Raw genomic sequence first — 14,643 nt, forward strand, 5'->3', positions numbered from 1 at the left:
AAAATAGCGTAAACCCCGTCTTCCAAGTCTTGATTCAGATCGCTACTCAGTAGCGAAAAAGAAGGAGCGAAGAACGTGGCAAAGAAGGTTGTCGGATTTATCAAGCTGCAGATTCCGGCAGGTAAAGCGAACCCGGCTCCTCCCATTGGCCCTGCTCTCGGCCAGAGGGGCGTCAATATTATGGCCTTTTGTAAGGAATTCAACGCTAAGACCCAAAAGCAGGTTGGCTCGATTCTGCCAACTGTTATCACCGTCTTTGCCGACAAGTCCTTCACCTTCATCACCAAAAGCCCTCCGGCTTCTGACTTGCTGAAGAAAGCTGCCAAACTGGAGAAAGCTTCGCAAACTCCTGGTAAAGCTGTTGCGGGTTCCGTGACAATGGACCAGGTTCGTGAGATTGCGAAAACCAAGAAAGACGACTTGAACGCATACGATGAAGATGCCGCCATGAAGATTATCATGGGTTCAGCTCGCAGTATGGGTCTGGAAGTTAAATAAGTCCTGCATAGCGTCTGCATACAGCAGACACTGACATAGTAGGAGAGTCGCAAGACTCGATTGGACTACGGAGAATATTATGGCTAAGCGAGGAAAGAAGTATCGCGCAGCCCTCGCCAAAGTTGATCGTGAAAAAAATTACGATCTGCTCGAGGCCTGCAAACTCGTCAAGGAAACATCCTACTCCAAAATGGATGCCTCCGTGGATTTGGCCGTGAACCTGGGTGTTGACCCTCGTCACGCTGATCAAAACCTGCGGGGTGCAACTGTCCTCCCCAACGGTCTTGGCAAAAAAGTCCGCATCATCGTTTTCGCCAAAGGCGAAAAAGCAACCGAAGCCAATGGTCTTGGCATCGATGCAGTCGGTGGTGATGATCTTGCCAAGCGTATCACCGAAGGTTGGCTGGATTTTGATCAAGTGATCGCAACCCCTGACATGATGGGCGTTGTCGGTAAACTTGGTAAAGTTCTCGGTCCCCGCGGTCTGATGCCAAACCCAAAATTGGGCACAGTGACCTTTGAAGTTGAGAAGGCTGTTACGGAACTGCGTGCAGGTCGCGCCGAATACCGCGTGGATAAAGCCGGTATCGTGCACACCTCCATCGGTCGTTCCAACTTCACACCAGAGGCACTGGCGGAAAACGCTCGCACGATCATCGATACTTTGCTCCGTGCAAAGCCTTCGACGGCGAAGGGCACTTACCTGAAGAAGGTTTGTCTTTCTGCGACTATGGGTCCTGGTGTACGCGTCGATACGACGCCCTTTAAAGTTTAAGGGGGAAATCACTGATGGATCGTAAACAGAAACAAGTGCTCCGCGAATCAGCCACAGTCCGGTTTAAAAAATCGAAGGCTGTGATCGTCGCTGAATACCGTGGCCTCACGGTAGAAGAATTGACTCAGCTGCGCGTGGCTTTGCGCCAGGCCAGTGCTGAATTCCGTGTGATCAAGAACCGCATCGCCAAGAAATCCATTGGCCTGGAAGTCCAGGAAATGGAAGGTCTCTCGAAGGCTCTGGTCGGTCCAGTAGGCGTGATTTGCGCTTACGGTGACGGGGCTCAGGCGACTAAAGCTGCTTTGGCCTTTGAAAAGGATCATCCTAACTTCAAAGTCACCGCCGGCTTTATGGAAGAAGCGGCTCTGAGCAAGGCTCAGTTGCAATCGATCGCTGACCTGCCAAGCAAAGATGTATTGCTGGCACAGATCATCGGTACGCTTGTCGCGCCTCACAGAGGGCTCCTTGGCGTCTTGAACGGCGTCAACCGTAATTTGGTTCAGGTTATTAACGCAATTAAAGATAAGAAAACATCTTAATCCTAGGGCTTTGGTTTAGTCGAAAGCTAACTGGATGTGATTTGGGAGGAGAATTTTATGGCCAACGTGACAAAAGAACAAGTCGTTCAATTTCTTGAGAATCTGACCCTTTTGGAAGCTGCTGAGCTGGTGAAAGAGCTGGAAGACAAATTCGGTGTAAGCGCAGCTGCTCCGATGGCCTTCGCTGCCGCTCCTGCTGCTGCCGCCGCCCCTGTTGAAGAGAAAGACGAATTTACCGTCATTCTGAAAGACGCGGGCGACAAGAAGATCAACGTGATCAAGGAAATCCGCGCGATCACAGGTCTCGGCTTGAAAGAAGCTAAAGACCTTGTGGAAGGTGCTCCTAAGGAAGTTAAAGCTAGCGTTCCTAAGGAAGAAGCTGCCAAAATCAAGGCTACCCTTGAAGCAGCTGGCGCCAAAGTTGAGCTCAAGTAATATATGGATCGGAAAGGTGAAGCTGGCCGGTGGAAATTGGCGCAGCACATCTTTCCGCTTTTTTATTGCTTTGATTCCATATATCCTAATTTCCTTGAGGATATGTGAAGTTGACGAATTTACGAGTGAAACGCCGGTAGTCGAGTTTCTCGACGCGGCCTAAGTTCGTTCGAAGATTCTTCAACCTGTTTCATCGGACATTAAATGCAAAAGGCTACCGCAACACACGTGGAGGGTTTCTGCCTTTCACTCTTTATTCTCAGCGAGGAAGTTGAGGATAGGCGGTACTTTTTGCCTTTTTCAGTCTGTGCTCTGCGACGCGAGTTGCAGGGCCGTCTGCGTCTGATGAATAGGTGACGGCGGACAGCAAACATTTCTTCGCCAGTGACATTATTCGTAATCGCCCGGCAGCGGGGTTTCTCTCCCGAATCCGGCGTATAGCAGAGACTCTGTTTCTGTTAGCGGCATCGATGGGATAGCGCGGTTGCGGTGCCACGCGAGAAGCCGGAAGTGCGGCCGGTTATTGCGTGGATGAAAACGGGATTCCTTTCATAGGAGTGCTAAATGACCTCCCTCGCTTCCAGTTTTACACGTCCTCGCAAACGATTTGAAAGAATAACCCCGGCAATCGACATACCTTACCTGATCGAGCTGCAGAAGAACAGTTATAACATGTTCTTGCAGGCGACCGAGCTTCCGCAAAATAGGAAGGCTGTTGGTCTGGAAGCTGTGTTTAATTCGGTGTTCCCGATTACTCACTTTGCTGAGACAGCATCGGTTGAGTTCGTCAGCTATTCGTTTGAAGAGCCCAAGTACACCGTGGACGAGTGCCGTCAGCGTGGTATGAGCTTCGCCGCTCCTCTCAAAGTCGTGATCCGGCTCGTGGTCTGGGACCTCGACAAGGAAACCAACGTCAAGTCCATCCGCGACGTCAAGGAGCAGGAAGTTTACTTCGGTGAAATCCCGCTCATGACCGATGATGGTACGTTTATTATCAACGGAACCGAACGCGTTGTCGTATCGCAGCTCCACCGATCGTCAGGTGTCTTTTTTGACCATGACAAGGGACGCAATTCTGCATCTGGGAAGCTGCTCTACACGGCTCGCGTGATTCCTTATCGCGGCAGCTGGCTCGACTTCGAATTCGATTCCAAGGATATCCTGTATCTGCGTATCGACCGTCGTCGGAAGATGCACGGTACGATCCTGCTCAAGGCTCTGGGTTATACCGACCAGCAGCTTTTGGACCGTTTCTATAAGAAAGAACTGGTTCGTATTCGTGAAGGCAAGCTCGAGAAAAAACTGAACTACGAGATCCTTCGTGGTCAAAGAGCTTTGACTGACCTTGTGGATCCAGCGACTGGCAAAGTCCTGGTGAAGAAGGGTCGGCGTATTTCCGTTGGCGCTATTCGCCAGATGGAACAGGCCGGGATCGAGTACGTGGCTATGGAACAGGATGAACTCGTCGGCAAAATCACCGCCGAAGACATCCATGACAAAGCTGATAAAGTTCTTGTGCCCCTGAATACCGAACTCGGTCTTGAGCATCTGGAAAAGATGATCAAAGCCGGTGTGAAGGAATTCTCGGTTCTGTTTATCGATGGTGTGAACGCTGATGCTTCCTTCCGTAATACGCTCGTGTCTGACAAGATCGAGACCAAGGAAGACGCGATTCTCGAAATATATAAACGCATGCGTCCTGGTGATCCCCCTACGATCGAACCAGCGACCTCGCTGTTTGACAACCTCTTCTTCAACCCCGACCGCTATGACCTTAGCGCCGTGGGTCGTATGAAGTTGAATCAGAAACTCGGTCTGGAAGTTCCTTTGGAAACCAGAACGCTGACCAAAGAAGATATTCTGCGGACAGTCGAGTATCTGATCGGTCTGAAAAATGAAAAAGGCCAGATCGATGATATCGATAACCTGAGTAACCGCCGCGTTCGCGCTGTCGGTGAGCTTTTGGAAAACCAATATCGTATCGGTCTCCTTCGTATTGAACGCGCGATTCGCGAACGCCTCCAACTAGGCGACGTCGATACGCTGCTGCCCCATGACTTCGTGAACAACAAGCCGGCTTCGGCGGTTGTGAAGGAATTCTTCGGCAGTTCGCAGCTCAGCCAGTTCATGGATCAAACCAACCCTCTTTCGGAAGTCACGCACAAGCGTCGTCTTTCCGCTCTGGGGCCGGGGGGTTTGAGCCGTGAACGAGCGGGTTTCGAAGTCCGCGACGTTCACCCGACTCACTACGGCCGTATCTGCCCGATCGAGACGCCTGAAGGTCCGAACATCGGTCTGATTTCGTCCTTGGCTTCGTATGCGAAAGTAAACGATTACGGCTTTATCGAAACCCCATTCCGCAGTCTGACTGAGGAAAGCGGTGGCAAAAATAAAGTGCGTTACTACTCGGCTGCTGAAGAGCACCAGGACCATGTGATCGCCCAGGCGAGTAACATCCAGTCCGAAGAGGAATTCGTTTACGCTCGCCGCGCCGGTGAATCGGAAATCGTGCGTGCGGAAGAAGCGGATCTGATGGACGTGTCCACCAGTCAGCTCGTGTCCGTCGCTGCGAACCTGATCCCGTTCCTGCAAAACGATGATGCGAACCGCGCTTTGATGGGTTCGAACATGCAGCGGCAGGCCGTGCCCCTCCTGAAAACCCGCGCGCCGCTAGTCGGAACCGGGATGGAGCGCATCGTGGCTCGTGACTCCGGTGCGACCGTGGTTGCCAAGCGTGACGGTGTGGTCGTGGCTGTCGATGCTGAACGTATCGTTATCAAAACCGAGGACAACACCGGTAACCTTACCGAAGTCGGTGCCGAAGTTGATATTTACAAGCTTGAGAAAAACAAGCGTTCCAACGTCGATACTTGTATCAACCAAAAGCCTATCGTCGTTCGCGGCGAGAACGTGAAGAAGGGTGATATCATCGCCGACGGTTTCGCCACCGAAATGGGTGAGCTGGCTCTGGGCCAAAACGTGGTCGTGGCCTTCATGCCCTGGAGTGGTTACAACTTTGAGGACTCCATCCTCATCTCGGAACGCGTGGTTAAAGAAGATCTTTATACTTCGATCCACATTCAGGAATTCGAATGTATCTCCCGCGACACCAAGCTGGGTCAGGAAGAGATCACCTCGGATATCCCGAACGTCGGTGAAGAAGCGCTCCGTAATCTGGACGAAGCCGGTATCATCCGCATCGGCGCTGACGTGAAACCGAACGATCTTTTGGTCGGTAAAATCACGCCCAAGGGTGAGACTCAGCTGACTCCAGAAGAAAAACTCCTGCGCGCGATCTTCGGTGAAAAAGCCGGCGACGTACGGGATACCTCGCTGCGTGTACCACCCGGTGTGGTGGGTACCGTGATTGGTGCGAAAGTCTATGCCCGTGAAGGCGCTGTGAAAGACGCACGCAGTCTGCAGATCGAGGAAGAAGAAATTGCCCGTTTGCGGAAGGACGAAAGCGACCGTATTTCCATCATCAAGGACTCCGCCGCCCGTAAGATCGTCAAGATCGTGGCCGGTGAGACTTTGGCTGGTGAAATCCGCGGCCGTGATGGTGGAACCATCGCGAGCTCGGGTACGGTTATGACTGCCGAATTCCTCAACAGTCTCGACTATATTTACTGGGAACATCTGGCCGTTAAAGACGCTCAGAAGAACTCCCTGTTGACCAAAGTCGTGGAAAGCCTGCGCGAGAAGATCAACCTCATCCGCTTTATGACGGAAGAGCAGATCAAGAAAGTTCGCAAGGGCGACGAGCTGCCTCCCGGCGTTATCAAAATGGTTAAGGTCTATGTCGCCATCAAGCGTAAGCTGCAGGTGGGTGATAAGATGGCCGGTCGCCACGGTAACAAAGGTGTGGTGTCCCGTATCCTTCCCGAAGAAGACATGCCCTTCCTTACGGATGGCCGTCCCGTTGATATCGTGTTGAATCCACTTGGTGTTCCTTCCCGTATGAACGTCGGTCAGATCCTTGAGACCCACTTGGGTTGGGCAGCCAAAGGCCTCGGCGAGAAGCTGCAGACCTTTATGGAGCAAAGCATCAACCGTCCTGAAATTGAGAAGTTCATCTTCTCGATCTGGGATGATGCAGAGACCCGCAGCTTTGTGGGCTCCTGCACTGATGAAGAGCTGATGACTTTCGCGCGTAAATACCGCGAAGGTGTGCACCTCGCAAACCCCGTCTTTGACGGTGCGGGCGAGGAAGACATCAAGCGTTACCTGGAACTGGCAGGGCTTGATGCCGATGGTCAGAGCGATCTTTATGATGGTCGTACGGGTAACAAGTTTGATAACCGCGTGACGGTTGGCGTGATGTATGTGTTGAAACTCCACCATTTGGTTGATGAGAAGATCCACGCACGTTCCATCGGTCCGTACTCTCTGGTGACTCAGCAGCCTCTCGGCGGTAAAGCGCAGTTTGGTGGTCAGCGTCTGGGTGAGATGGAGGTGTGGGCTATGGAAGCTTACGGTGCAGCGAATACTCTGCAGGAGTTCCTGACCGTGAAATCCGATGACGTGCTGGGCCGGACCCGTATGTACGAGTCCATCGTCAAAGGCCAAAACATGATGATGCCTGGTCTGCCCGAGAGCTTTAACGTTCTCGTGAAAGAACTTCAGTCCCTGGCGTTGGATGTCAACCTGATCCGCGATGATCAGGAAATTGGTCTCGAGAACTTCAGCCAGTAATCGCCGAATAATGAGCACCCCAGGTCATTGACCTGGGGTTTCATCCGTCCTCATGGAGGTAACTCACTTGAACGACTTGGTAAACTTTTTTGATAAGCCTACGGATCCCTTAAGCTTTAGCGCGATCAAAATCTCGCTGGCTTCCCCGGAAAAGATTCGGAGCTGGTCATTCGGTGAGGTCAAGAAGCCCGAGACCATTAACTACCGTACCTTTAAACCGGAACGCGACGGCCTCTTCTGCGCGAAGATTTTTGGGCCGGTTCGTGATTTTGAGTGTATCTGCGGCAAATATAAGCGCATGAAGCACCGCGGCATCGTCTGCGACAAGTGCGGCGTGGAAGTTATCCACTCCAAAGTTCGTCGGGAACGCCTCGGTCACATCAACTTGGCAACCCCGGTTGCGCATATCTGGTTCCTGAAGTCCTTGCCTTCGCGTATCGGTGCGATCCTCGACATCTCCCTAAAAGATGTTGAGCGCGTGCTTTACAGCGAATCCTACGTGGTCCTGGATCCAGGCAACGAGGAACTCACCAAGCTGCACGTCGGCCAGGTGATTAGCGAAGACGAATACGAGCAACTGCTCCAGGAACACGGTAACGGCGCATTCAACGTCGGTGTCGGCGCGGAAGCCATTCAGGAACTCCTGTCGGGCCTTCGTATCGAAGACCTCGGGGATGACCTGCGCAAAGCCTTGCTGGAAGCTTCTTCAGAAGCTTCCCGTAAGAAACTGCAAAAACGTCTGAAAGTCGTTGAGGCTTTCAAAAATAACGAAGCGAAACCGGAATGGATGATGCTGTCCGTAATTCCGGTCCTCCCTCCGGACCTGCGCCCCCTGGTGCCTCTGGACGGTGGCCGCTTCGCAACGTCTGACTTGAACGATCTCTACCGCCGCGTGATCAACCGGAACAACCGTTTGCTCCGTCTGATCGAACTCAACGCGCCCGAGATCATCATCCGTAACGAGAAGCGCATGCTTCAGGAAGCGGTTGATGCCCTCTTTGATAACGGCCGTCGCGGTAAAGTGTTCACAGGTCCCAACAAGCGCGCCCTTCGCTCGCTGTCGGACATGTTGAAAGGTAAGCAGGGTCGTTTCCGTCAAAACCTTTTGGGTAAACGCGTTGACTACTCCGGTCGTTCCGTGATCGTGGTTGGTCCGACACTGAAACTCCATCAGTGCGGATTGCCCAAGAAAATGGCGATCGAGCTCTTCAAACCGTTTATCTATAACAAGCTCGAAGAACACGGCATCGTGTCGACGATCAAATCCGCCAAGAAACTGGTGGAAAAAGAACGTCCTGAAGTTTGGGATATCCTGGAAGAAGTGACCAAGGAACACCCCATTCTTCTGAACCGTGCGCCTACGCTTCACCGTCTCGGTATCCAGGCTTTCGAGCCTGTGCTGATCGAAGGTAAAGCGATCCAGCTGCATCCCCTCGTCTGCTTCGCGTTTAACGCGGACTTTGACGGTGACCAGATGGCCGTTCACGTGCCTCTGTCGGTGGAAGCACAGATGGAAGCCCGCGTTCTGATGATGTCGACCAACAACATCCTGTCGCCGGCATCCGGTTCGCCCGTGATCGTCCCGACCCAGGATATCGTTCTCGGTATCTACTATCTGACCAAGGAAGATATCTCCGCCAAAGGCGCTGGTAAAATGTTTGGTTCGATCGAGGAAGTCCGTGTGGCCTATGACCACAATGAAGTGAGCCTCCAGGCTCCTATCATCGTGCGTTTCAACGGCCGCAAGTACGATACGACAGTGGGCCGCGTGCTCCTTTCGGAAAATCTGCCGGACGAATTGCCGTTTGAAGCGATCAACAAGCGTATGGGCAAGAAGGAATTGGCCAAGCTGGTCGATGACGCCTTCCGTATCGCGGGTCCGAAGAAAACGGTTCTCCTGGCTGACGGCCTCCGCGCGATCGGGTATCGCTACTCAACCAAAGCGGGTCTCTCGATTTCGATCGGTGACATGGTCGTTCCCGAAGGCAAGAAACGCCTGCTCGATGACGCTTACGAAGAAGTGAAGAAGATCAAGGAGCAGTACTCTGAAGGTCTCTTGACCGAAGGTGAGCGTTACAACAAGGTTATCGATATCTGGGCAAAAGTGACGGAAAATATCGCGGAAGAGATGTTTAAAAACATCGCGAAAGCGAAGAAAACCGACCACAAAGGCAACGTCAGGGAAGTCGATAGCTCGAACTCGATCTTTATGATGGCCGACTCCGGTGCTCGTGGTTCCGCTCAGCAGATTCGTCAGCTGGCCGGTATGCGCGGTCTGATGGCCAAGCCTTCGGGCGAGATCATTGAAACGCCGATTACTGCGAACTTCCGCGAAGGTCTTTCAGTTCTTGAATACTTTACCTCGACTCACGGTGCCCGTAAGGGTCTGGCGGATACCGCCCTTAAAACCGCGAGTTCAGGTTATTTGACCCGTCGTCTCGTGGATGTGGCTCAGGATGCAACCATTGCGGAAACCGATTGCGGAACCGCCAACGGTATCAACATGATCCCACTGCGCGAAGGTTCCGACATCAAGCAATCGCTGGGTGACCGGACTCTGGGTCGAGTGCTGATTTCTGAAATCAAGGATCCGGGCTCCGACGAAATCATCGCCAAGTCAGGCAGCCTGATCGATGAAGCCGTCGCCAAGCGGATTGACAAAGCTGGTATCGAGATGGCTCGTATCCGCTCGGTGCTGACCTGTAACACCCGCATGGGTATCTGTGCCAAGTGTTACGGCCGTGACCTTGCAACCGGTCATATCATCAACGTCGGTGAAGCGATCGGTGTGATCGCAGCGCAGTCGATCGGTGAACCCGGTACGCAGCTGACAATGCGTACCTTCCACTTTGGTGGTACCGTTTCGCACAGAATCGAGAAGAACACACGGGACACCGGTTTCTCCGGTATCGTGAAGTTCCAGCGTATCAATGCGGTCACCAACCGCGATAAAAAGCAGATGGTGCTCAGCCGGAACGGTGAGATCCAGATTTTGGATAAGGAAACGGGAGCGATCCGCGATACCTACCCAATTTCGTACGGTTCGGTTCTGCTTTGCAAAGAAGGTCAGGAAATCGACGCCGGTTCGTCGCTGGTTGAATGGGATCCCTTTGCGAATCCTATCATGGCGGAAGTCGGCGGTCGCGTGACCTATCGTGACTTGAAAGAAGGCCAATCCGTCGAAGAACGTACGGATGAAGTGACCTTCCTGGCTCGTAAGGTGATCATCGAAACCCGCGGTACGGACCTCAAGCCGGCTGTGGAAATCGTTGATGTGAGCACAGGCAAAGTGGTTTCGGTCGACGGCAAGCGCGATGCCCGTTATGCGTTGCCCGTCGGTGCTACGATCTTTGTGGATGACGGCAGTGAAGTGCTTCCTGGTGATATCATCGCCAAGATCCCACGTGAACAGGCCAAAACCAAGGATATCACCGGTGGTCTGCCACGCGTTGCGGAACTGTTCGAAGCCAGAAAGCCCAAGGATTACGCTATCATGTCCGATCGGGATGGTACTGTAACCTTCGGTGCGGACTCGAAAGGCAAGCGTAAGATCGTGGTCGTCAGTGACGATGGTCAGAGCTCAGACTTCACGGTGCCTAAAGGCCGTCATATTATCGTAACCGAAGGTGACTATATCCGGAAGGGTCAGACCCTGGTGGATGGTTCTCCGTCGCCGCACGATATTCTGCGCATCCTTGGCACATTGGCGCTGGCCAAGTACCTCGTCGATGAGATCCAGGACGTTTATCGTCTGCAGGGTGTGAAAATTAACGATAAGCACATCGAAGTCATCGTGCGTCAGATGTGCCGTCGTGTGAAAGTTCTAAGTCCAGGTGATACCCGCTTCCTCCCTGCTGAGCAGGTGGAAAAGGGTGAATTCGATGACGTCAATGCCAAGGTGAGAGAGCAAGGCGGCCAGGAAGCTATTTTTGAGCCCGTGCTTTTGGGTATCACGAAAGCCTCCTTGTCGACGGACAGCTTCATCTCGGCGGCCTCTTTCCAGGAAACTACCAAGGTCCTCACCGAAGCCGCTATCAACAGCAAGGTCGATCACCTGCGCGGTCTGAAAGAGAACGTCATTATGGGTCGTCTGGTGCCAGCCGGTACCGGTTCATGGCAGTATCGCCGTCTCGAATCGCGTGTTCGGGGTGTCGATGAAGCTTTACCAGTGATCATCAAGATCATGGAAGCTTCGAACTAAGATCCAGTCACTTTGCCGCCTCCAAGGAGACGGTGGGTGATGTGATGAAGATGAATCTAGGGGTGCTCCGGCACCCCTTTTGTTTTTGCTTAAAACCAGCAATAACTCTTGCCTTCTGGCCTCCAGATTGGTACTGATACTAGCCTCGCGTGTGGTCATGTTTAGCGAATGCTTTATTGCATTCAAAAGACGGCGTGAGATCCGGTGCTGACGGATGAGCAGATTTCGCGAGGTCACAGCGTCAGAGTAGCAACGCAAAGCCCCGCAGCGATCAATCAAATTATGTTCGCAATGAGGCGAAAGCAGTAAGGATAAGAAAGCATGCCAACGATCAATCAGATCATCGCCAAAGGAAGAACGGTTCAGAAGAACCGTACGAAAGCTCCTGCGCTGAAGGGATGCCCTCAGAAGCGTGGTGTTTGCACTCGTGTTTACACGACCACTCCCAAGAAGCCTAACTCCGCTCTTCGGAAAGTTGCTCGTGTACGTTTGACCAACGGCGTTGAAGTCACCTCTTACATCGGCGGTGAAGGCCACAACCTCCAGGAGCACAGTGTGGTTCTGGTTCGCGGTGGTAAAGTGAAAGACTTGCCTGGTGTGCGTTATCACATCGTACGCGGCAGCCTCGACTGCTCGGGCGTGAACGCTCGTCGTCAAGGTCGTTCGAAGTACGGCGCGAAAAGACCAAAAGCCTAATTAACCGCATCAGCTGCTCAAGCATTGGAGTGAAGAAGTATGGCACGTCGCCACACCGCAGTAAAACGGCAGGTTCTTCCTGATCCCGTTTTCAAAGATGAAGTTGTCACCAAGTTCATCAATAGCATGATGAAGCATGGTAAGAAAGCTGCTGCTGAGAAGGCTTTCTACGGCGCCATGGAAGAAATTACAAGTCAAGGCGCCGATCCCCTCGAGACCTTTAAAAATGCTCTCGATAACGCCAAGCCTATGCTGGAAGTCAAATCCCGCCGTGTCGGCGGTTCGAACTACCAGGTTCCTGTTGAGATTCGTCCTGAGCGCCGTCAGGCACTGGCGATCCGTTGGCTGATCGAATTCTCGCGTGGTCGTAGCGGTCGCAGTATGCGCGAGCGGCTGGCCGGCGAAATTTTGGATGCCGCCAACAAGCGTGGCGCAACCATCAAACGTCGTGAAGACGTTCATAAGATGGCTGAAGCGAACAAAGCGTTCGCGCATTATCGCTGGTAAGAAACTGTCAAAGTTGATTAAACTGTTCGCAAGTTTTGGCCCCATCGCGGGGGCCAGCGAACAGTTTTTTTATTTCCTGAATCCAAGCCGAGAAAACTTATGAAAGTCCAGGATCTTCCGCGTTTGCGTAACATCGGTATCATGGCCCATATCGATGCGGGCAAAACCACAACGACCGAACGCATCCTTTTTTATACGGGCAAGATTCACAAGGTCGGCGAGGTTCATGATGGCAACACCACCATGGACTGGATGGAGCAGGAGCAGGAGCGCGGGATTACCATCACCGCTGCTGCCATTACCGCCTACTGGAAAGATCATACCGTTAATATCATCGATACGCCTGGTCACGTGGATTTCACGGTGGAAGTGGAGCGTTCGCTGCGAGTCCTCGACGGCGCGATTGCGGTCTTCGACGGCGTGCACGGCGTCGAGCCCCAGTCTGAAACCGTCTGGCGCCAGGCGGATAAATATAAAGTGCCACGTCTGGCCTTCGTCAATAAACTCGATCGCGTCGGTGCCAGCTTCGATGAATCCGTACAGTCGATGCGGGATCGCCTGGCGGCCAACCCGGTGCCCTTTCAATTGCCCATCGGCACCGAAGATGCTTTCGTCGGCGTCGTCGATCTCGTCGCCCGCAAGGCCTATTACTGGGATGGTGACGCGCTCGGACAATCGTTCCGGCTGGAAGAAATCCCCGACGATCTGAAGGACGAGGCTGAACTCGGCCGCATGCAACTCATTGAAGCTGTTGCTGAATTTGATGATCAAACGATGGAAAAATTCCTGGAAGGCAAGGACCTGACCGACGAGGAAATCCGGCGCGCGGCCCGTAAAGGCTGTATTGCCATGAAAATAGTTCCAGTCTTCTGCGGCAGTGCTTTTAAAAATAAAGGCATTCAACCCCTGCTGGATGCTGTGACCTATTATCTGCCATCGCCTTTGGATCTGCCCGAAGTTACGGGACTTGATCCCAGCGATGAAACCAAAACCATTACCCGTCGCCGCGTGCCGGATGAGCCGCTCACCATGCTGGCGTTTAAAATTCAAAACGATCCCTTTGTCGGACAGATCACCTATGTGCGGGTTTATTGCGGTAAACTCTCCACCAGTGAAACCGTCTTTAACGCGCGTACCGGCAAGCGTGAACGCATTTCCAAGATTCTAAAAATGGAAGCCAATCAACGGCAGGAAGTGGATTTCATCGAAGCCGGTGATATCGCGGCTGTCGCGGGTTTGAAGGTGGTCGCGACGGGTGATACCCTTTGTGATCCCAAGTATCCGATGGTGCTCGAATCCCTGGATGTGCCGGAACCGGTGATCTCCATTGCCATCGAACCGAAGAGCAGCGCCGATGCTCCGAAGATGACCAAGGCCCTCGAACGTTTTGAAAACGAGGACCCCACCCTGAAAGTCAGCATGAATGCGGAAACCGGTCAGACTCTTCTGAGCGGCATGGGTGAGCTCCATCTGGAAATCATCATTGATCGTATGCAGCGTGAATTCCGCGTAGGCGCCAACGTCGGCAAGCCTCAGGTGAATTATCGCGAAACAGTTTCCGCCAACGCCAAGGCCGAAAAAGTTTTTGAGCGTGAAACGGAAAAACTGCATCAGTGGGCACGGGTCGTGATCCAGGTCGAGCCAGGGCCCCAAACCGCGGCTCTGACCTTCGAAAGCAGGATCGGCAAGGAAAAGCTCAACGACGAGATGCTGCGGGCTGTCAAAGCCGGTTGTGAAGAGGCGGTGCAGGTTGGTGTGATCGCCGGTTATGCGATGACTGGAGTGAAAGCCACTCTGCTGGATGCCACCGTCGATCCTGAGCGTTCGGAACCCAGTGCATTTAAAATCGCCGCAGGCATGGCCATGCGCGATGCCATGCGGGTCGCCAAGCCTCTGCTGATGGAACCGGTCATGAGCCTTGAGGTTCTGGTCCCGGATGAATTTCTGTCCAATATCATCAAGGATCTGAACTCCCGGCGGGCTCGCGTGAACAATGTGGGCATGCGGGGTCACCTGCAGGAAGTCGACGCCATCGCTCCTTTGTCGGAGATGTTTGGTTATACGACAGACCTGCGGTCTGTGTCACAAGGTCGGGCGACCTACACCATGCGCTTTTCGGCCTATGAGCAGGTGCCTGATTCTGTTCTGCAAAAAATCACCGGGCACGGTTTTTAAGAGATTGACAAGGCGGCTGGCACCCGTTAGAAAAGGTGCTCCTGCACGGGATTGTAGCTCAGTTGGTTAGAGCGCTACGTTGACATCGTAGAGGTCCCCAGTTCGAGTCTGGGCAGTCCCACCAT

At 53.1% G+C, this 14,643-nt stretch carries 9 protein-coding genes and 1 tRNA gene; all 10 read left to right on the forward strand.

From position 1 onward, the window contains the following. Positions 1 to 75: 75 nt before the first annotated feature. The 10 genes from rplK to VE954_RS28035 all read left to right on the forward strand — a co-directional run bounded on the left by rplK (position 76) and on the right by VE954_RS28035 (position 14,642). Complete coding sequence (gene rplK, locus VE954_RS27990; RefSeq protein ID WP_324959106.1) at positions 76 to 498, forward strand: 50S ribosomal protein L11; 423 nt, start codon at positions 76 to 78, stop codon at positions 496 to 498. A gap of 79 nt (positions 499 to 577) precedes the next feature. Continuing rightward, positions 578 to 1,273 carry a 50S ribosomal protein L1 gene (gene rplA, locus VE954_RS27995; RefSeq protein WP_324959108.1) on the forward strand — a complete coding sequence of 232 codons (696 nt, stop codon included), beginning with the start codon at positions 578 to 580 and terminating at the stop codon, positions 1,271 to 1,273. Positions 1,274 to 1,287: 14 nt separating this feature from the next. Then, positions 1,288 to 1,812: a 50S ribosomal protein L10 gene (gene rplJ, locus VE954_RS28000; protein WP_324959110.1), complete on the forward strand. Its 525-nt coding sequence runs from the start codon at positions 1,288 to 1,290 to the stop codon at positions 1,810 to 1,812. Between the two features lie 57 nt (positions 1,813 to 1,869). Further along, the gene (rplL, locus tag VE954_RS28005) at positions 1,870 to 2,247 is read left to right on the forward strand and encodes a 50S ribosomal protein L7/L12 (protein WP_324959112.1); all 378 of its coding nucleotides are present in this window, start codon (positions 1,870 to 1,872) and stop codon (positions 2,245 to 2,247) included. A gap of 564 nt (positions 2,248 to 2,811) precedes the next feature. Further along, complete coding sequence (gene rpoB / locus VE954_RS28010) at positions 2,812 to 6,939, forward strand: DNA-directed RNA polymerase subunit beta (RefSeq protein WP_324959114.1); 4,128 nt, start codon at positions 2,812 to 2,814, stop codon at positions 6,937 to 6,939. A gap of 67 nt (positions 6,940 to 7,006) precedes the next feature. Next, on the forward strand, positions 7,007 to 11,140 hold the full coding sequence (gene rpoC, locus VE954_RS28015) for a DNA-directed RNA polymerase subunit beta' (protein WP_324959116.1): 4,134 nt from the start codon (positions 7,007 to 7,009) through the stop codon (positions 11,138 to 11,140). A gap of 321 nt (positions 11,141 to 11,461) precedes the next feature. Beyond that, positions 11,462 to 11,836, forward strand: a complete 375-nt coding sequence (gene rpsL, locus VE954_RS28020) for a 30S ribosomal protein S12 (RefSeq protein WP_324959118.1) — start codon at positions 11,462 to 11,464, stop codon at positions 11,834 to 11,836. A gap of 39 nt (positions 11,837 to 11,875) precedes the next feature. Then, entirely contained in the window at positions 11,876 to 12,343 is a 468-nt protein-coding gene (gene rpsG / locus VE954_RS28025) for a 30S ribosomal protein S7 (RefSeq protein WP_324959120.1), read from the forward strand. Between the two features lie 99 nt (positions 12,344 to 12,442). Continuing rightward, positions 12,443 to 14,518 (forward strand): elongation factor G, encoded by a 2,076-nt coding sequence (gene fusA / locus VE954_RS28030; RefSeq protein WP_324959123.1) that lies wholly within the window; start codon positions 12,443 to 12,445, stop codon positions 14,516 to 14,518. Positions 14,519 to 14,565: 47 nt separating this feature from the next. Beyond that, positions 14,566 to 14,642 (forward strand) — tRNA-Val (locus tag VE954_RS28035). Position 14,643 lies beyond the last annotated feature (1 nt).

Source organism: Oligoflexus sp. (genome assembly GCF_035638955.1).
Taxonomy (GTDB): domain Bacteria; phylum Bdellovibrionota_B; class Oligoflexia; order Oligoflexales; family Oligoflexaceae; genus Oligoflexus.